Source organism: Vibrio sp. HI00D65, assembly GCF_001635455.1.
Taxonomy (GTDB): Bacteria; Pseudomonadota; Gammaproteobacteria; order Enterobacterales; family Vibrionaceae; genus Vibrio.
Genome location: NZ_LWEH01000151.1, coordinates 114,126 through 133,662 on the forward strand (window position 1 = coordinate 114,126; position 19,537 = coordinate 133,662).

At 43.9% G+C, this 19,537-nt stretch carries 17 protein-coding genes and 2 pseudogenes; 11 read left to right on the forward strand and 8 right to left on the reverse strand.

Annotation, left to right across the window (positions count from 1 at the left end):
• Positions 1–230: 230 nt before the first annotated feature.
• Together A3712_RS13470 and A3712_RS13475 are read right to left on the reverse strand one after the other, a co-directional pair.
• A complete protein-coding gene (locus tag A3712_RS13470; protein ID WP_063523873.1) occupies positions 231–1,013 on the reverse strand; it encodes a 2-keto-4-pentenoate hydratase in 783 nt (260 codons plus the stop codon).
• A 205-nt stretch (positions 1,014–1,218) separates the two neighbouring features.
• A pseudogene (locus tag A3712_RS13475) lies at positions 1,219–1,446 on the reverse strand (DUF3861 family protein); the annotation flags it as partial.
• A 103-nt stretch (positions 1,447–1,549) separates the two neighbouring features.
• Here A3712_RS13475 and A3712_RS13480 point away from each other — a divergent pair.
• Positions 1,550–1,984: a MarR family winged helix-turn-helix transcriptional regulator gene (locus tag A3712_RS13480; RefSeq protein WP_063523874.1), complete on the forward strand. Its 435-nt coding sequence runs from the start codon at positions 1,550–1,552 to the stop codon at positions 1,982–1,984.
• An 83-nt stretch (positions 1,985–2,067) separates the two neighbouring features.
• Here A3712_RS13480 and A3712_RS13485 read toward each other — a convergent pair.
• Both A3712_RS13485 and A3712_RS13490 read right to left on the reverse strand, forming a co-directional pair.
• A pseudogene (locus tag A3712_RS13485) lies at positions 2,068–2,322 on the reverse strand (hypothetical protein); the annotation flags it as partial.
• Between the two features lie 104 nt (positions 2,323–2,426).
• Entirely contained in the window at positions 2,427–4,211 is a 1,785-nt protein-coding gene (locus tag A3712_RS13490; protein ID WP_063523876.1) for an SgrR family transcriptional regulator, read from the reverse strand.
• Positions 4,212–4,813: 602 nt separating this feature from the next.
• Here A3712_RS13490 and rimK point away from each other — a divergent pair.
• On the forward strand, positions 4,814–5,719 hold the full coding sequence (gene rimK / locus A3712_RS13495) for a 30S ribosomal protein S6--L-glutamate ligase (RefSeq protein WP_004740040.1): 906 nt from the start codon (positions 4,814–4,816) through the stop codon (positions 5,717–5,719).
• A 32-nt stretch (positions 5,720–5,751) separates the two neighbouring features.
• Positions 5,752–6,180, forward strand: coding sequence for an ATP-dependent zinc protease family protein (locus tag A3712_RS13500; protein ID WP_004740039.1), 429 nt, complete (start codon positions 5,752–5,754; stop codon positions 6,178–6,180).
• A gap of 108 nt (positions 6,181–6,288) precedes the next feature.
• Here the strand turns inward: A3712_RS13500 and A3712_RS13505 are convergent, their stop codons facing one another.
• Positions 6,289–7,077, reverse strand: coding sequence for an MBL fold metallo-hydrolase (locus tag A3712_RS13505; protein WP_063523877.1), 789 nt, complete (start codon positions 7,075–7,077; stop codon positions 6,289–6,291).
• Between the two features lie 201 nt (positions 7,078–7,278).
• Between A3712_RS13505 and A3712_RS13510 the strand changes: the two genes are divergently transcribed.
• From A3712_RS13510 to A3712_RS13520, 3 genes are all read left to right on the forward strand, one after another.
• On the forward strand, positions 7,279–7,881 hold the full coding sequence (locus tag A3712_RS13510; protein ID WP_063523878.1) for a 2OG-Fe(II) oxygenase: 603 nt from the start codon (positions 7,279–7,281) through the stop codon (positions 7,879–7,881).
• A gap of 210 nt (positions 7,882–8,091) precedes the next feature.
• The gene (locus A3712_RS13515; RefSeq protein ID WP_063523879.1) at positions 8,092–8,811 is read left to right on the forward strand and encodes a glycerophosphodiester phosphodiesterase family protein; all 720 of its coding nucleotides are present in this window, start codon (positions 8,092–8,094) and stop codon (positions 8,809–8,811) included.
• 159 nt (positions 8,812–8,970) lie between these two features.
• Positions 8,971–9,708, forward strand: a complete 738-nt coding sequence (locus A3712_RS13520; RefSeq protein WP_004740035.1) for a sulfite exporter TauE/SafE family protein — start codon at positions 8,971–8,973, stop codon at positions 9,706–9,708.
• Positions 9,709–9,747: 39 nt separating this feature from the next.
• Here A3712_RS13520 and A3712_RS13525 read toward each other — a convergent pair whose 3' ends face one another.
• Positions 9,748–10,488 carry a L,D-transpeptidase family protein gene (locus tag A3712_RS13525; protein ID WP_063523891.1) on the reverse strand — a complete coding sequence of 247 codons (741 nt, stop codon included), beginning with the start codon at positions 10,486–10,488 and terminating at the stop codon, positions 9,748–9,750.
• Positions 10,489–10,529: 41 nt separating this feature from the next.
• A complete protein-coding gene (locus A3712_RS13530) occupies positions 10,530–11,012 on the reverse strand; it encodes a GNAT family N-acetyltransferase (protein WP_063523880.1) in 483 nt (160 codons plus the stop codon).
• A 202-nt stretch (positions 11,013–11,214) separates the two neighbouring features.
• On the opposite strand from A3712_RS13530, the gene A3712_RS13535 reads away from it, so the two are divergent.
• From A3712_RS13535 to grxB, 3 genes are all read left to right on the forward strand, one after another.
• Positions 11,215–12,195 carry a Gfo/Idh/MocA family protein gene (locus A3712_RS13535; RefSeq protein ID WP_063523881.1) on the forward strand — a complete coding sequence of 327 codons (981 nt, stop codon included), beginning with the start codon at positions 11,215–11,217 and terminating at the stop codon, positions 12,193–12,195.
• Positions 12,196–12,358: 163 nt separating this feature from the next.
• Positions 12,359–12,517: a hypothetical protein gene (locus A3712_RS27800; RefSeq protein ID WP_197465824.1), complete on the forward strand. Its 159-nt coding sequence runs from the start codon at positions 12,359–12,361 to the stop codon at positions 12,515–12,517.
• A 313-nt stretch (positions 12,518–12,830) separates the two neighbouring features.
• Positions 12,831–13,463, forward strand: coding sequence for a glutaredoxin 2 (gene grxB / locus A3712_RS13540; RefSeq protein ID WP_063523892.1), 633 nt, complete (start codon positions 12,831–12,833; stop codon positions 13,461–13,463).
• 126 nt (positions 13,464–13,589) lie between these two features.
• Here the strand turns inward: grxB and ppsR are convergent, their stop codons facing one another.
• A complete protein-coding gene (ppsR, locus tag A3712_RS13545; RefSeq protein ID WP_063523882.1) occupies positions 13,590–14,423 on the reverse strand; it encodes a posphoenolpyruvate synthetase regulatory kinase/phosphorylase PpsR in 834 nt (277 codons plus the stop codon).
• 177 nt (positions 14,424–14,600) lie between these two features.
• On the opposite strand from ppsR, the gene ppsA reads away from it, so the two are divergent.
• The gene (gene ppsA, locus A3712_RS13550) at positions 14,601–16,973 is read left to right on the forward strand and encodes a phosphoenolpyruvate synthase (RefSeq protein ID WP_063523883.1); all 2,373 of its coding nucleotides are present in this window, start codon (positions 14,601–14,603) and stop codon (positions 16,971–16,973) included.
• A 405-nt stretch (positions 16,974–17,378) separates the two neighbouring features.
• On the forward strand, positions 17,379–18,713 hold the full coding sequence (locus A3712_RS13555) for an MATE family efflux transporter (protein ID WP_063523884.1): 1,335 nt from the start codon (positions 17,379–17,381) through the stop codon (positions 18,711–18,713).
• Positions 18,714–19,537 lie beyond the last annotated feature (824 nt).

Sequence of the window (19,537 nt, forward strand, 5' to 3'; positions counted from 1 at the left end):
ACAACACTATAGAACAGGAAGGGGAGCAGACTAATGGCACATTTAGGACTTGTCAACGTCTAGACGTCTAAACGCCCAATATAATGCAAAGTAATACGAACTCTATTGAACATCACATAATAAAAAAGGCCATTTACTCACCAGTACATAGCCTTTCGAGGAAAAATTGCTTAGACGTGAAGAAGAGTTCTAGAGATCTGCTTTCTTAACCAATAGAGCTTTTAAATAGCTTATAGCTTTTGTGTGAAAGTCACTTGGTACTCTCCGATACCATCATAAGCAACGGTCGTCAGCTCGTCGAAGTCAAGCTCAACCACACCACAGTAAGACCCTGTAATGATAGCCTCGCCCGCTTCAAAACTGACTCCACGCTTGGTCATGGTATCGATCAACCAGTAAACGGGATTTTGAGCTAATGCGTTAGGGTGTGTCCCAGAAAGTGCCTGTACTTTTCCAGCTTGAGTTATAGCCACTTCGACCTTGGCAGCAGTAAACGCTTTATCTTTCTCTATCTCAGGACCAAGAAACAAGCCTTGGTTTGCCAAGCAATCGGCTAAAACCTCGTAAAACTCCGCGCCACTGTCATCAGCAAAGCGAGATTGAATTAACTCAAGTGCCATATGGCAAGATCCAATGGCATCATTGATTTGCGCTTTGCTGTAGCCATTTGAGTTTGCAGGCAAAGGCTTAGCCAGTACAAAAGCGATTTCTGGCTCTACTCGGACTACCTCTTTGCCTGACACTGAACCTGTATCTGCGAACAATTCACAAACTTCACCTTGCTGCACGTTGTCAGCGAAAATAGGCGCTACGATAAATTTGTTTTCTGCAAGAGGTAACAGACACTTCCAGCCCCCCACTCTATCTGCACGAATTTCAATCATGGATTCTTGAATGGCTAACGCATCATCTAAACTGATTGGGCGATATGGTTCGATTAATCTTGGCGCTTTAGTTCCCGCTGTGCGACGGCTTAATAACTCTTTAGCTGCCTGCTCACATACACTTGTCATAATATACCGTTTAATTTAGAACGATTAGAAATAGGCTTGGGCAGTGACATCGCTCGTGCGATGGCTACACCATAAAGTGTTCAAAGGCCTATTGTCACATGTCCCGCAAGTGAACACATACCGCTAAGTCAATATATTAAAAGAAAAGCCAGCACCTGATGATCAGTTTGCTGACTTTTGAATATGTCATTACCGGACAAGCACTACGCGCCTTTAGTGTCTTCTTAAGATTTTGCATGAAGTTTCTGAAGTGAGGCATGAAATCAACAAACAGAGGGTGTTTTCTATCTTGAATCATCAACGGTCCCAGTAAGCGAATACTTACACCAAGTCTCGTTGCGGATTGCTCGTCTGAGACACTGTCCTGCATGATCTTATCTACAATCGCGAACATGTTTTCTCTACCTTCAATTTCAAACCGCATGGTTTGCATCGTCATTACAGTCTCCTAACTTGAATTTAAGAATAATTAAGTTGATAATGTCAACTATAAATACAATAGTTGATATTATCAGCTATATTTCTAAGGATCGTTTATGTCTGATAACACATCGTTGGAGTCTATCTTTCGCTTAGTACACTCTTTGAAACGTCAAATGAGTGAACAGATTGAGAGCTTGGATTCTGAGATCGCACCTATGAATATTCGTGTCATGAAGATCATTACTAAGAAATCTCCATGTACGGCTATGGATATCGCGCACTTCCTAAACCGCGATAAAGCACAGGTCACGAGATTAGTTAATGCGTTGATCAATCAAGAACTTGTAAAGAAGTCTCCAAACCCCGAAGACAAGCGTAGCCAGTTGTTGGTTCTAACTAGTAAAGGTGGAGAGATCATGACTAAGGTTTCGAATATTGATCGAGAGATGCTACAGAGAATGACTAAAGGCATGAACGAAGATGAGCTAGAACAGTTCAGCCGAATAGCGAGCAAAATGGCTCAAAACTTAGAAAACAACCCTAAGTAATAAGCTGTTCTTTCGAATAAGCCACTGCTTACAAAAAGCAAAAACGCCACCGAATCGTAAAGTCGGTGACGTTTGTATATCTACTAACTTTTACATCGATGCGCGCTATAAAGACTTTGATTAAAATCATCGTTCGAGTTTGATGCCAATTTCCACCATGCTTGTAGAGGCACTGGATCTGAAATGACCAAACGTGCACCCATGACAGGGCTGACCATCTGTACGTCTCGCTCCTTGCTTATCGCTAAGGCTTGTTCAATTGGGTCTTGCCAGTTGTGCATAGAAAGGTTAAACGTACTGTTGTGGATTGGCATCATCACCTTGCCTTGAAGGTCAATGATTGAGAAAACAGCTCAGGAGTGCCAACACTTGCGGGCTGAGGCGATGCATTTAACGAGTTTGGTTTCTCAATTCAAATGATAGCTGACCACTTCCACTCAAGTTAGTCAGCAGACCATACATTCTTGAAATCTGGCCACCCCCAATTGGTGATGGCTACGTTTTTCAGAATCCCTTGGAAACGCACAGTTTGTAAGTGATGGAACATCGGGACTAACCAATAATCAGAAATCAGTGTCGATGCAACAGGTTCCAACTCAGCCAAGTAATTTGGTAACTCAACTGTGGCTTTATGCTGATCTAGACGCTGCTTGAGCCAATCACTGTTCATCTCTCCAAGCGCGGAATGCAATACAGGGTCATTCATCAACCACGAAAACAATGAAGATGGCGCATTGTCGTCGAGATTCAGGTTACACAGTACCAAGTCTTCTTTTAAATCGCCCCGCTGAGAAAGCTGAGCTAATTCTCGAAAACTGTAAGTATTCACCTCAACTTCCACACCGTGTCGTTTAAGAATATCTGACACTGAAATAGCACAGCGATAAAGGGCATAATAGTTATAAACCGCAATGCTCAACTTCTTAGGTAGATCACTCTCTCTAGAGGGCGTTCGATACAGCTTCTGCCAACTTGGCAATATGTTCTGAGCCAAAGAGACACTGAATAAGCCTTGGTTTTGCTCCAGCTGCGTCAAAATAGCCTGTGGGTTTGCAAGTGATGATAGGTACTTACGTTGTTCATCACTTAACGAGTTAACCGCTGAGTTTTGGTTAAATAGAATAAACAAACAACCGTCTTCGATTCGGCTGCGGAGCCCGTCTGTTTCAGCAGACACCAACTCGGTGTCGCTCTTTCCTAGTTGATGAAAACAGGCCGAATCTTCATACGGTGACACCTGCATCTGGCTATCATCGAATCGAGCGCTACCAGTCATCGATTCCTCAAACTGCCAAATGGTCACCTCATCGGTTAAAGAGCGACAACCGTAAAAGTGTTCGAATGCCGAGAGCTTAATGCGCTCACTGTTGGTTTCAACCACTCTGAAAGGGCCTGTACCAATCACAACATGAGAGGTTGAGTTTAATGGTGAAGGCTCACGGGTCACCTGTGCTGCCGGTTGAATCGAATACTTAACGCCAGCAAGCAAACCCGCAAAGCCAGTATCCGCTTGGGTTAACTTAAAACTGATCCTTAATGGCTGCTCACTGTAAATGGAAGAGACATGAGCTAACTCAGCTTGATAAAAAGGCTGAGCTTGTAAAGCAGTAAACAAAGCAACCAGCTGTTTGGCATCTACAGGCTGCCCATCATGGAAAGTCAAACCGGGGCGCAGATAAAAAGTCCAAACCAATTGCTCAGTATCATATTCCCAGTGGTGAGCTAACTCTGGCTTCAGCTCACCCTTGCCATTACATGTCACTAAACAGCTAAACACTTGTCTGATCAAAAATCGTTCACTACTGCGATGTATATGATGCGGAAACAGATCCTCAAACTTGCGTTTATAGGTTAATTGAACATGCAAGAGCCCTTCACGTATGGTCGCGCCGGAGGTTTCTTGCAGTAAAGAGCCAAACACAGCGCGGTCATTATCTAATGTCGAGAGTGCTTTTTCGTACTTGCCCTGCTCTATCAACTTACTCGCGACATGCTGAGCCAGTTCTGGATTGCTAAAACGCAGGGTTAAGTTAGAGCGTTGATTCCTGCCAACTTTTGGTTCCCACACGACCCATTCAGCTTGATGCATTTTGCCTAATAGAGTTCGAGCATGGCGCAAGCTTGTAAACAACTTATCTGCCACTTCCGTTAAGGTTACGGAGTGAGAAATGTTTGGCTCGAACGATTCTAGCCGCGTGTAGTAACGCATCATGTTTAGATCAGACAAATAATGAACCTTTTAAACGTAGCTCTTCCTAATTAAGCCCATTATAAAACACAATCGTAAAAAAGTAGTGCGATATGACCAAAACAGGAACAACCAATAAAAATACTATCTGTTTTTTAGTTCCCCTTAATTAACCATAATGAACGGGTCAGCAACAAACCATAGGTTGTCAATAAAGCCTAACTAGAGAGAGTAATGACCATGAGAAAATACTATCTTAACAAGCTAAAAAGCACCTGCAGTAAGCTCGAAAGAGAAGCACTACGAACACTTTTAGATCTATGTAACTGGCGTTATTAGTACACTTTTTAGCACCGAGTAAATGCGAGTTGAGCACAGCCTAATATGCTCCTACCCCCAATATGAGTTAGGTCTCAACTCGCTTTTCCTTTCAAAATCCCCTCTCAAGTCTGCTGTACCAATAGCTCACACAATCGATAAATTTCCGTTGTCGACTCGACAAATTTAATTCGTTTTCTTAGTTAAACAAAAAGCCTTAAGGTTCGCCCCGAAGCAAGCAAGGAGCCTCAGAAAAACTGAAAGCTCAGCTAACAACTAAATAATTTTGCAGTTACCAATCAGGTATTAACTAAGGAAACGCCATGCGTATCGCAATTCTTTCTCGTAACGAAAATCTATACTCTACCGCTCGTCTAAAGCAGGCTGGAGAAGCACGTGGTCATCAGGTCGATGTTATCGACACGTTGCACTGTGATATAGATATCGCGAGTAACAATCCGAAGATTCGCTACATGGGTGAAGAGCTACCTCAATACGACGCGGTTATCCCACGTATTGGCGCTTCCATTACCTTTTACGGAACTGCGGTTGTTCGCCAATTCGAAATGATGGGCACTTTTTGTATCAATGAGTCAGTAGCTATCAGTCGTTCTCGCGACAAACTGCGCTCACTACAACTGTTGTCTCGTAAAGGTATTGGCTTACCAAAAACAGGTTTCGCTAGCCGCCCAGACAAGATTCAAGACTTGATCAAAAACGTAGGTGGCGCGCCACTAGTTATCAAGCTTCTTGAAGGCACTCAAGGTATCGGCGTTGTACTAGCAGAAACAAACAAAGCAGCAGAAAGCGTTATCGAAGCGTTCATGGGCCTAAAAGCGAACATCTTAGTTCAAGAGTTCATTGAAGAAGCAAATGGCGCAGACATCCGTTGTTTTGTTGTTGGCAACAAAGTAATTGCTGCAATGAAGCGTCAAGCTGGTGAGGGCGAATTCCGCTCTAACCTGCACCGTGGCGGCACTGCTCAACTGGTTAAACTAACCAAAGAAGAGCGCGCGACAGCAATCAATGCAGCGAAAATCATGGGATTAAACCTATGTGGTGTAGATATTCTACAATCTAAGAATGGTCCAGTAGTAATGGAAGTAAACTCTTCTCCAGGCCTAGAAGGCATTGAGAAAGCAACGGGTAAAGATGTAGCAGACATGATTTTCGAATTCATCGAGAAGAATGCAAAACCAAACGCTAACCGTACTCGTGGCAAGGGCTGATTGAATACCGATAACTCATGATTGGAAAGAAAATGAACAATAAAATGATCATAGGGAATACCGAAGCACTTTGCTTACCAGAGTTAGGGATAACTGGACTACATACACGTGTGGATACAGGGGCAAAAACCTCTTCTCTACACGTAGACAATCTACTATGTGTTAAATCAAACGGTGAGAAATTTGTAGAGTTCGACCTTCACCCAGACGTTTATCACCTAGAAGAGACAGTGCGCTGCAAGGCGAAGCTGAAAACAAGTAAGAAAATTAAATCATCTAACGGCGAAGTTGAACACCGTTGCGTGATTGAAACTATGCTAAGAATCGGTGGTCAACAATGGCCTATCGATATCACGCTAAGCAACCGTCAAGACATGACATACATGATGTTGCTTGGTCGCCAAGGCATGAGTGACAAAGTGATTGTTGACCCAGCGGGCGAATTCCTACTGACTCACTAATCTCAGTCATCGTAACCGCTCCACAGGTTATAACTAAAGCTCGTCACAACGATATAAGGCTAGTCTCATGACTGGCCTTATTGTTTTGTATTACCTAGGTTTGCTCAACTATTTCTTAGATTTACCATGAGATTGAAAACCAAGACGCCAAATTGAGAGCAGCAGTTTCTTGGTTTTAATTTTTGTTACCCGCCAATGCGTCACAGGCCTTCTTGGTGCACTCATCAGCAAATGGTCAAACGCCTTTTGATTAAGATCCACTTGCCCTCCATGCGCCACCAACAGCGTGTCTATCTGCATGTCATAAATGCGTGACACAGAATCACGATACTTATTAGGGTGGAAGATGGGGAAAGGCGGAATGAGCTTCTTTTTGACCTCTACCATCAAGTCAGCCACATATGCGACGCTGTGTGATGGAGAATAAACAGAGAGATCTCTGTCGGTGTGCCCCGGTGTTTCCAACACTAACCAATCATCAAAGCCAGGAATGCTATCGCCATCCGATAGTTTGTAATCCGGCTTTAACTTCCTCGAATACCACAGGTTTGCCTTGGGTTTGCCTAAACGATTCGCCATCCATCGTGCCAATGCCAGATCGGTCAGATGCATCAAGATACCGTCGATACCGTGATACCAATCTTTGTCTCGGTTTGCAGCGACCAAATGACAGTTCGTTAGCTTTCTGAGCTTGTGCGCAGCCCCTGCGTGATCGGGGTGCATGTGCGTAACGACCACAGTATGCAGATCAGAAAAATCTCGCATTAGCTCAGTTTCAATAAAAGCCTTCAAATGCGGAATATCGGCTCGGCATGCGCCATCGAGCAACAATAATTTGTCAGGATACTCCACCAAATACATGTCTTGGATGTAACCTTTAATGGTATGCAGCTGCAAAACCACCCCTTGTTAAAAATCAACTGGTCAGACCTATACCATAGCAAACTCAGATTTATTTGTAACAAATTTGTTAACTAGAAAATAACATCAAAGCACCATGCTCTCCGCACTTTTATCGTGACGACAAAATACGTGATTTGTTGACCTGAGTTATTAGTACTATATATGCGCCTCTAATTTATTGTCTGAGTGCTATACATGAACCAACTAATCGATGCTCTTTCTACCCAAGGCTACTTTGTTTGGGATGACTTCTTAACTCATGAAGAAGTGGTGGCATTGAGGGATTGCATTCCAGAGAACTGGAAAAAGGCTAGGATTGGCCGTAACGATGAAGTAACACGAGAATCAAGTATTCGTAGTGACAAGATTCAATGGGTACACCGTGACATGGGTGAGCCTGCATCTCAGTTCCTAGATAAAATGGAGCAGGTTCGTTTAGCGGCAAACCAAGCGTTCTTTTTGGGCTTGTTCGAGTATGAAGCGCACTTTGCTAAATACGAAAAAGGCGACTTTTATCAAAAGCACTTAGACTGTTTTAAAGGCAACGAAAACCGCCGTCTGACTACTGTGTTCTACATGAATGACGAGTGGAGCGAAGAAGACGCAGGTGAACTTGTGGTTTACGACTTACAAGACAATCACATCGCCACCATTCCGCCAAAATCAGGTCGTCTGTTTGTGTTCTTATCTGAGCAGTTCCCACACGAAGTTCTGCCAACCAACACTGAACGATTCAGTATCGCAGGTTGGTTCCGTATCAACGGCGTGAAGGACAACCAACTCGATATCGCTCACTAAAGCGAGGCTCGAGTCAAAGCCTAATCTCATCCAAAGCCTCTCCACTCGAGAGGCTTTCCTGTTAGTACTGCTAAGAAAGTACCAAGAGGAAAATATCACTTTTATGAGCCGAATCCTGTGTAGAGACTCTTGCCCAACAATTACTCTGGCGTATTCGGGAAAACTGATATTTAATAAATATTTACGATGCGCATTCAAGAAGGATTAATTATGTCGTCTATCATCGTAGGTCACCGTGGTGTAGCGGGTACTCACCCAGAAAACACCAAAGCAAGTATTGAACAAGCCGCTAAGCTTGGCTTGGAATGGATTGAAGTCGATATTCAGCAAACTCAGGATGATGAGCTTGTGGTTTGCCACGACCACACTCTCGAACGCTGTAGCGATGGTACAGGTCGTGTTGATGAGCACACCTTAGCAGAGCTACGTCAGCTTGATTTTGGCAGTTGGAAGTCAGAACAGTTCGAAGGAGAGAGAATACTCACACTTAGCGAGTTATTCGAACTTGTTGAAAAACATAACCTCAGCGTTAACTTAGAGATAAAAGTCGATAGCCGACACCAAGCCCCTCATGTCGTTGATCTTCTACACAGTGGGCTGATCCGCTCAAACATAGACACCGACAGAGTGCTGCTTTCAAGTTTCAGCCATGAGGTTGTCGCAGAAATGGCTCATCACTTACCAAGATACCGCGTTGGTGTGATCACAGAAAAGCTCACTCAAGACGATCTTCTGCTTATTGATCAGGTGAAAGCCTTCAGTTGTCATATGAATTACGAAAACGTCAATCAGGATGATCTTGATACGCTTGCCGAAGCAAAGATTCAAACATGGTGCTACACCGTCAATGATCCGTCTACCTTTAAATTCCTATCCACCGTCGATGCGACATTCACTGATTTCCCAGATAGATTTAACGCGAAAAATTGACTGGATAAATACCAAAGTAGTAAACATTTAAGACGGGAAAATTAACCTCGATAAACCTCAAAATTAAGTAGCAAACACAAGTGAGTAGGAGTACATTCCGCTGCTCACTTGGTTTCATTAGCTCGCACTATTTAGGCAGCTTTATTGGTTACTTAATTTATGGATCTCATCTTTAGTCCAACTTTCCCAATTTTGGGTGCAATCTTCATTTTTGCCGCAATCGTTCGTGGCTTCTCAGGCTTCGGTTTCACCTTAGTCGCATTGCCTTTAAGTGCGTTGTTCGTTCCGGTTATTGAGCTTGTCCCTGTGTTCATGCTTATCGACCTACTTGGTAACGTTCAATTACTGCCTAAGGTCAAAAAACATGTCAATTGGCGCTGGGTAGCCAAGGTATTTATCCCTTGCCTTGTGTTCACGCCTGTTGGCCTGCTTTTACTCAAATCAGTTAGCCAAGACACCATTATCTTGATCATCAGCGCCTTTATCTTCGCGTCTGCACTTATGATCTACCGAGGCTTCCAATACAAAAGTGAACCTAGATTTGCTCCCTATCTCCTAGGAAGCCTTGCTGGAATAATGAATGGTGCGGCTTCTATGTCTGGACCACCTATTGGTACCCACGCATTGGCAAGCCCTGTGGCTCCTCATATTGCCAGAGCTGGATTGATTGCGTTCTTTGTATTGGCTGATTCGAGTGCCTTTGTTTCTGCATCCATTGCAGGGCTTGTCGACCGTGATGTGGTATGGCTTACACTGGCACTTTTACCAAGCAGTATGTTTGGTGGCTATGTGGGTTCGAAACTGTTCGAAAGGTTTGGTGGCGAGAAATTTAAGCCTGTCACTATCGGACTGCTAATCGTGATTGCGTTTTTCAGTGCAGGTCGAGTTCTACTGTAACGAACTGTCTAATTTCTGAAGGAATATGGGTACCAGAACCTACCATTCGATGTGGATAGGGGTGCCCATTTTAACCAGTTGAATAAACTCATCCATATCTTGGTTGGTTAATGCGATACAGCCATCTGTCCAATCGAAACTTTGGATAAAACCTGGCGAACGACGCTCACCGTTTTTAATACCATGAATTTTGATGTTACCACCCGGGTCAACATCATTCTCTTCAGCCCACTGTCTATCAGAGGAGCGCGGATAGTTGATGTGTACCGAGCGGTAAAACTCAGAGCGCTCCATGATATAGTCGAGCGTATATTCCCCTTCTGGCGTTCGGTTGTCCCCTTCAAAGCGTTTATGCCCTTTCGGTTCCTTGCCCAAAGCGATACGAAACTCTTGTACCACCTCATCCCCTTTAAGTAAGTACATTCTGCGTTTCGATTTATCGACTTTCACTAAGGTCACGACTTGCAATAGAGGATCGATTTCAGAAAAAGAGTCTGGCGCCATGTCGGGTTCTAATAATGAAGCTTGAGCAGAAACTTTAGGTGAACGTTGCGATGAACCTTGTGCCAGCTGAGCAATTTGAGTGGATTGGTCCTCACTCAGCACCTCATCTACATCAATCACATGCTTTGATTTTGATGTGTCAGTAGAGTTAGGAGAGGAAGTTGAGATGCGTTGTGAATGAGCTGGTGCTGACTCAAAGACAATGGTTTCAATAGCGGTAGCGTCAGACACTATTTTCTCAACAACGACCTTCTCAGCGTGTGCGAGCGGACTCATCAAGAATAAGCATAGCGATAACGGTAAAAACGGATGCACCCTTATATCTCCTCAAAACGCATCGACATGATTCGAGACTGAGTCTCCATACCTAGCGACTCATAAAAACTCTGAGCTTGTTGATTAAACTCCATCACCTCTAATCTCAACTCTATCGCCCCCTGAGCTTGCGCCCATTGATTGAATGACTTCATCAATGATCGACCTACGCCTTTACTATGAATTTGGTCATTCACCACAATGGTGTTCACTCTCGCTACCTTATGTGACTGGATAAAGCTCACGCCTTTGTTCTGCGTCACCTGACCCGCAAGAAAGCCAAGTACTTCATCCCGATCAACAGCGACAAAGAAAGCCCCAGCCGGGTCAATCATTAAGCTCAGCCAGTACTCCTCACTGTCTGCATTGCTATTTGATGGCGGCGCGAAAACCATAGGCGCGCCAAGATGATGTTGACGATTTATCTGATCAGAGAGCGCTAAAATCGCGTTAATGTCAGTTACCTTCGCAGTCCGAATTTGCATATCATCACCTTGTTTGAATTCAATAACACCTTAGCAAAAATGCCTGAAATGTGCACCGTTCCACTGGTCGACTCAGCCCTTCGATAGAAGATTACCTTCAATATTAGGCACTAAGTTTAAGGAAATTGTTCCGCAAATCTCGAACACAACACCTACCTTTGAGTGCTACTATCTTCGCAGACCCTAAGTATCGGATACCACTATGATTAAGTTTGCTGTAATTGGAACCAATTGGATTACACAAAAATTCGTTCAAGCTGCACATGAATCGCAATCAATGCAGTTGACTGCCGTTTATTCGCGAAACCTAGACAGCGCTGCACAGTTCGCACAAGAGTTTGGCGTTGAAACCACCTTTAACTCACTCGACGCGTTAGCCAACGACAATACGGTTGAAGCGGTGTATATCGCCTCACCGAATTCGCTGCACTGTGAGCAGTCGATTCTGATGATGGAACATGGTAAGCACGTCATCTGTGAGAAGCCTGTTGCATCGAACATCGTTGAAGCAACACGCATGTTTGAGGTTGCTGAGAAAAACGGTGTGGTACTGTTTGAGGCGTACAAATCTCAATTCCTGCCTAACTTTAAACAAGTCCAACTTGGGCTCGAGAAAATCGGCAAGGTACATAAAGCGCACATCAATTACTGCCAGTATTCATCGCGTTACCAGAAGTACTTAAATGGTGAAAACCCAAACACTTTTAACCCGGCTTTCTCAAATGGCTCATTGGTCGACATCGGCTTCTATTGCGTTACAGCAACGGTAGCACTGTTTGGCGAACCTGAAAATGCGCAGGCATCTGGAAAGTTGCTGGAATCTGGTGCCGATGCGCATGGCAGTGCCATCTTCCAATACCCCGAGTTCGACGTGACCCTTGCACACTCCAAGGTGAGCGACTCATATGCGCCAAGTGAGATCCAAGGTGAGCAAGGTGCGATCATCATTGATCACATCGCTGAATGCACCGACGTTAAAGTCCGCTACCGTGATGGCAGCATTGAAAATCTCACTCAAGTGCAAAGCGAAAACTCAATGAGTTACGAAGCACAAGCCTTTGCTAATTGCATTGGTGGCGATCACACCACACAAACCGATGCAAAACAGCGCGCATTAACCGTTGCCAAGTTAATTACAAAGATGCGTCAACAGGTTGGTGTCGTTTATCCTGCAGATAAATAATACAGACCACTAAGCTAACACTATGATTTTATTGACGTATCAGTTTATGCATAACTAAATTTAATCCTTACGACAAATAATCGGATTAGTTGATTGAAGGACTATCTGATTAAATCGCGTTCGATATCTATCGTATTTATTTAATTTATTAAAGGTGTGTAAAGTGTTTTCAGTTGACGATCGCGTTGTAGCAACAAAAGGTGTTGAACTTGGTGAAATGGTAGTAACTGGTCTAAGTGCTGGTGGTTACTACGTTCACGTTACAACATTAGAAGGCGCAGTGCCGCTTACTTACCCAATGCAAGATCTTAAAAAAGTATAGTCTAACCACTCTGCTCTTTTAGTAGTCACTCTGCTAAAGGTAACAAAATTAGGGCCTTGGCTGCTTTAATCTTCTGCATTAGAGTGAACTGCCAGGGCCTTTTTTATATCTGCTACTCCCCGCCAAGCTCTCCACAGGTTTAGTCATTGCAGCAAAGCCGAATCCGACAGACAATAGAATGAATCAAAGCGTAACGACACCAAGCACTTATCGCCGGTTAATACGTATTCTCTATTGATGTTTAGTGTTTACAGAAGTTTCTGGTACATTAGCATCACCTTATACTCACAATGACCATGAACTGAGGGAAGCTATGAAGCTTTATATTTATGACCACTGCCCTTTCTGTGCACGAGTCGCCTACATTGCTCAATCTCTAGACTTAAACATCGAACTTGTTTCTGTGGATTATGATGATGCCCAAACTCTTATCGATTTAATCGGTAAAAAGATGGTACCTGTATTACAAAAAGACGATGGCTCTATCATGGCTGAAAGCCTAGATATCATCGCTTACTTCATGGATTTGAAATCTAGCGACGAGCAGCGTGAGCCATCAGCGCAAGTGACCCTGTTCCAAACTCGCGCATTCCCGCTAAGCCAGCGCATTGGTCTACCACGTTGGTGGAAACTGGACCTTGCCGAGTACCAATCACCAGCAAGCAAAGAAGCATGGCGCGCAGCCAAAGAAACCGAAGAACTCAACTTCGACAAGCTGATTGAGCAAACACCGCAATTTGTTGAACAGATTAACCCGCTTCTAAAAGATGCAGAGCTGCTACTGAACTTAGAAAAAGGTGAGTCTTCGCTGCCTCTTATCGATCAAGCAGTGTACTTCTCTATGCTGCGTGGCTTCTGCGTTGAGCCAAGCATCACATGGCCACCAACGCTAGAACGTTGGTTAGAGAAACAAAGCGAAACTCTGAAGCTGTCCCTACTTCGCTAGTACGATAGCAACGAGCATAAACAAAAAATCGAAGCTCTCAGGTATCTATCCTGTTAGCTTCGATTTTCTTTTAGCGGCCCATTATTTCTATCTGACCAAGCCTTTTGTTATCCCAATATCTTGTTACTACAGCAGGCGCCTTCTCAAGCCAGTTCGCTCTAGGATACGTGTAGAAATTTCTTCAACCGATAACGATGAGGTATTGATATACGGCACTGCTTCTCTGCGGAACATCGCCTCCACAGTTTGCAGCTCATACAGACACTGAGAGTCACTCGCGTATTCACTGCCCGCTAAACGGTTCTCGCGGATTTCAGTCAATCTTTCCGCATCAATGGTTAAACCAAACAACTTATGTCGGTATATCTCAAACTCAGGCAACAGCTTTAATCGCACCAAATCATCGTGGATAAATGGATAGTTCGCTACGCGTAGACCAAATTGCATCGCCATATACAAGCTGGTTGGGGTTTTACCGCTTCGAGACACACCCAGTAAGATGATGTCAGCTTCTTCTAGACCTTTAAGCGTAATGCCATCATCGTGCGCAAGTGTGTATTCAATTGCGGCAATACGGTCGAAATACTTCACCGAGTCCTTGTTTACACTACGTGAGCGTTGCAGTTTAGGAGTCGGCGCCATATGGATGTCATCTTGTACCTTCTGAACAATGCTTTCTAGCACGTCATAGCAATGAGCTCGCGCTTCAAGCAACTTAGCTTTGATTTCAGGAATCACAATCGAAAAGAACACTAAAGGTTGCTGGCCACTCTCACTATACGAAGTGTCGATCTCTTTCAATAAATCAGAAAGTTTGTCCTCACTTTCAACAAACGGAAAGGTTTTCTCATTGGCTTTGAAGGGAAATTGACCTAGAACAACATGCCCTAAAGTCTCACATGTTATGGCCGTTCCATCAGAAACATAGAATACATCACGACTTTGAATATCAATTTGCATTTTTTATTTAATGTTTAAAATTATTTTGAGTAGGATGGTAACCATAATACATATAACAAAACCCTGCTGACTATTACGTCCCCCACAGCTTTTAAAAATAATTTACATTTTTTAAACTGACACGTAATCGTTTGCCTTTAAATCCCTACAATGCTTGCTATGTTTCTGGAGAAATAAATGCAAAATAATACCCTATGGTTCAATGGCCTATCCATGGAAGATGTCGACAAAGTCGGCGGTAAGAACGCCTCACTGGGCGAGATGGTTTCTAACCTATCCAATGCTGGTGTTTCTGTACCAAATGGTTTTGCTACCACCTCTCATGCGTTTAATGACTTTCTTGACTACAAAGGTCTTGATGAGCGCATTCACCAATTACTTGACGAACTTGATGTTGAAGACGTTGAAGCTCTGCGTAAGACAGGTGCAACGATTCGACAATGGGTTCTAGATGCCCCTTTCCCAGAATCACTAGAACAAGACATCCGTGATAACTACCGTGAGCTAATCGAAGACAATGAAGAATTGTCTGTAGCTGTACGTTCATCTGCAACAGCAGAGGACCTTCCAGATGCCTCTTTCGCAGGCCAGCAAGAGACCTTCCTGAACGTGAAAGGTATCGATGCGGTACTAGAAGCGACTAAGCATGTATATGCGTCACTGTTTAACGACCGCGCTATCTCTTACCGTGTACACCAAGGCTTTGACCACCGCGGCATTTCATTGTCTGCGGGTATCCAACGCATGGTTCGTTCAGACAAAGCCTCTTCAGGTGTGATGTTCACCCTTGATACAGAGTCAGGCTTCGACCAAGTCGTATTCATCACCTCTTCTTGGGGCTTAGGTGAAATGGTGGTTCAAGGTGCTGTGAACCCGGATGAGTTCTACGTACACAAGCCTATGTTAGAAGCAGGCCACCAGCCTATCGTGAAGAAGACCTTTGGTTCTAAGTTGATCAAGATGATCTACTCAACCAACCAAGAGATCGGTAAGCAAGTCGACATCATTGATACTGATGAGCAAGAGCGTAACCAGTTCTCGCTGAACGACGAAGAGATCAAAGAGCTGGCAAAACAAGCGATGATCATCGAGAAGCACTACCAACGTCCGATGGACATTGAGTGGGCGAAAGATGGCATCGATGGCAAGCTTTACATCGTTCAAGCTCGCCCAGAGACGGTATGTTCTCAAAGCGACCAAAACGTTATAGAGCGTTACGAGCTAAATAACAAGGCAGATGTACTAGTTGAAGGCCGTGCTATCGGTCAACGTATCGGCTCTGGTCCAGTTCGTTTGGTTGACTCTCTAGACCAAATGTCACTGGTTCAAGAAGGCGACGTGCTAGTAACTGATATGACAGACCCAGATTGGGAGCCTGTTATGAAGAAGGCCTCTGCGATTGTTACCAACCGTGGCGGTCGTACTTGTCACGCTGCAATCATCGCTCGTGAGCTGGGCATCCCTGCAATTGTTGGCTGTGGCAGCGCAACAAGCAACCTTGAAGATGGTGCGACCGTAACAGTGTCATGTTCTGAAGGTGAAACCGGTTATGTCTACCAAGGTGAGTTAGAGTTCGAGATCAAACGTTCTGAGGTTGATGAACTACCATTGCTACCAACTAAAGTGATGATGAACGTGGGTAACCCAGATCGTGCTTTCGATTTCGCGCAGATTCCAAATGAAGGTGTGGGTCTTGCTCGTCTCGAGTTCATCATCAACAAGATGATCGGTATTCACCCGAAGGCACTGCTTAACTTTGACGCACAGTCTGACGAGCTTAAAGCTGAAATCACACAGCGTATCCGTGGTTACAAAGATCCTATCGATTTCTACGTAGGCAAACTAACAGAGGGCATCGCGACCATCGCTTCTGCATTCTGGCCTAAGCGTGTAATCGTACGTATGTCTGACTTCAAGTCTAACGAGTACAGCAACCTAGTTGGCGGAAAAGAGTTCGAACCACATGAAGAGAACCCAATGCTGGGCTTCCGTGGTGCATCTCGTTACATCTCGCCAGTATTCGAAGACTGTTTCGAGCTAGAGACCCAAGCAATCAAACGTGTTCGCAACGAAATGGGCCTTAAGAACGTTGAAATCATGATTCCATTCGTTCGCACGCCAAGTGAAGCAGCATCAGTTATCGACATTCTGGCTAAATTCGACCTTCGCCGTGGCGACCAAGGTCTGAAAGTCATCATGATGTGTGAGCTGCCGTCGAATGCGATTTTGGCTGAAGAGTTCTTGAAGTACTTCGATGGATTCTCTATCGGATCAAACGATATGACTCAGCTAACGCTTGGTCTAGACCGTGACTCTGGTGATGTTGCTCACCTATTCGATGAGCGTAACCCAGCTGTGAAAGCAATGCTAAAAATGGCTATCGACGCAGCAACCAAAGCGGGTAAATACGTAGGTATTTGTGGTCAAGGCCCATCTGACCATGATGATCTAGCAGAATGGTTAATGGAACAAGGCATCAGCTCTGTATCCCTAAACCCAGATACGGTTATCGATACATGGTTGAAGTTAGGCAACGTTGCTAGCAAGTAACTTTCCCTAATCGAAATACGAACAAAGCCAGTCATTACGACTGGCTTTTGTTTTTTACTATTCTAATAAAGCTCTGTGGTCGACATATCTTAGCTCTCTCTGCAATACGCAATTCATTCTGTATTGTAGGACTCGTAATCCTTTTTCTTATCACGATATCGGTTTATGGATTTTATAATTACATTAGCCATCAAGGATAACCCTATAAAATAAATAAGGTTTGAGATGCACTTCCATAAAGTCGCAGAACAAAATGCGCCAATTCAAACAACTGCAAGGTCAAGGAATATAACGAGATCCGATAACAATGATTGGTATCGTGCTGGCCTTACGTTATCCTTTACACAATTCTTCACAGCTCGACGTTACCGCTGTGAGTCTATCTTCAAGACCAAAAAGAGTAATATGAATTCTACTACCGCAACTCCCTCGCCTTCGCTTGGCCGACAACTCTATACCATGACGTGGCCAATGCTGTTTGGGGTGCTTTCTCTCATGAGCTTCCAACTTGTAGACAGTGCCTTCATTGGTCAGCTAGGTGTACTACCGCTCGCTGTTCAAGGCTTCACACTGCCTATCCAGATGATCATCATCGGTATTCAAGTCGGGTTGGGCATCGCGACCACAGCAGTCATTGCACGTGCAATTGGTGCTAACGAAATGCGCTACGCTAAGCAGCTAGGTGGGCTTGTGATCGCAATGGGAAGTGTGAGTGTTGCACTTTTTTCAGTCATCATTTATCTGCTTCGTGGCCCAATTTTAGAACTACTCGATGCGCCAACAAGCGTATTGCCGATCATTGACTCTTACTGGATCTATTGGTTAATCAGCTCTTGGACAGGTGCGCTACTCTACTTTTACTACAGTGTGTGTCGTGCCAACGGTAATACTATGCTGCCCGGCTCAATGATGATCGCAACCAGCATCATTAACTTGATATTGGACCCAATCTTCATCTTTACGCTCGACATGGGTATCAATGGTGCTGCGATTGCGACGATTTTGGCATTCGGTGCAGGCATCTTTATCGTGGCGCCCAAAGTAACCAAGAAACATTGGATGACGTTCGACTGGCACGATCTTGATATCGGCAAGAGTGTTCGCTCGATTGGCAAAATCATGGGGCCTGCGATGGTAAGTCAATTGCTACCACCAGTTTCTTCTATGTTGGCAACTAAGCTGCTGGCAGGCTACGGTACGGCTGCCGTTGCGGCTTGGGCGCTGGGTTCTCGTTTTGAGTTTTTCTCGATTGTTGCGGTGCTTGCATTGACCATGTCGATGCCGCCAATGGTTGGTCGCATGTTGGGAGAAAAGAACCTGACTGATATTCGCAGCTTGATCAAGATTGCCGCAACCTTTGTGCTTGGCTTTCAAGTCGTAATTGCGCTTGTTACCAGGGTATTCTCAAGCGGATTAGCAGGTTTGATGACGAGCGACAGTGAAGTGACCACAATCCTCAACTATCACCTCATGATTGTCCCAATCAGCCTTGGTCCTCTGGGAATCTGCATGCTAATGGTGTCGGTTTCGAACGCCCTGGGTAAGTCTTACACCGCATTAACCATTTCAGCATTGCGCCTGTTCGCTTTCTTCTTACCTTGTTTATGGATTGGCTCTCAGCTTGCTGGAATTGAAGGCCTATTCTGGGGTGCTATGATCGGTAACGTGTTCGCCGGAACCTGCGCATGGTTCACGTACCAACGCGCTTTAGGCCAAGTTGAAGCTAAGCTTGCCAGCTAACTCGCGAGTAAGCTTTTAGTTATTAAAAACAAAAAGCAGCCACTTAGGCTGCTTTGTATTGCCTTTTTACGACCTATCGCTCGCCCAGATACGACCTTTTACAATTAGTGCCCCTTACATAACACCTTACCTCTACATAACGGGTTTCGCTCTTTCTTGGATTCAAATTATTCACAACTAAATTTATAAATCCTTTATAATCAAGACGTTAACTCAGTTATAATAAAATCCACTCTCAAATATGAATAAAACCTATTACTATGTGAAGTTATCCTCACAAATAATCGAAGCGCACAGCTGCTCCGACACCTGAACAATTAGATCAGGGAATAATGTCGGAAATAGAAATACGTACCCAAGACAATGTAGAGAAAAAAGAGTATGGTATGCAATCAGTTTTGTGAACACCAATTAGCGAAGCATAAAACTGAATTTAAAAATACAAATCATTTTCAGCAAGATCTATCAGTAATAGTTATTTTTTTAATACTATGTGAAAAACGACCCTTACCCCTATTAACAAAACTTCACATTGATAAGAAATATGTCCTATTTTTGTCATTTTTTGTCTTTATCTTGTTACTTGTCAAAAGTTGATCACCATATAATTTGCACTTCTAATTTATCAATGAGGTGCCATTTTCATATGTTTTCACAGCACATAAAAAATAACATTAAGAAGTCTATTTCATTAATATTTATTTTATTCATTNTNAGAGTGGATTTTATTATAACTGAGTTAACGTCTTGATTATAAAGGATTTATAAATTTAGTTGTGAATAATTTGAATCCAAGAAAGAGCGAAACCCGTTATGTAGAGGTA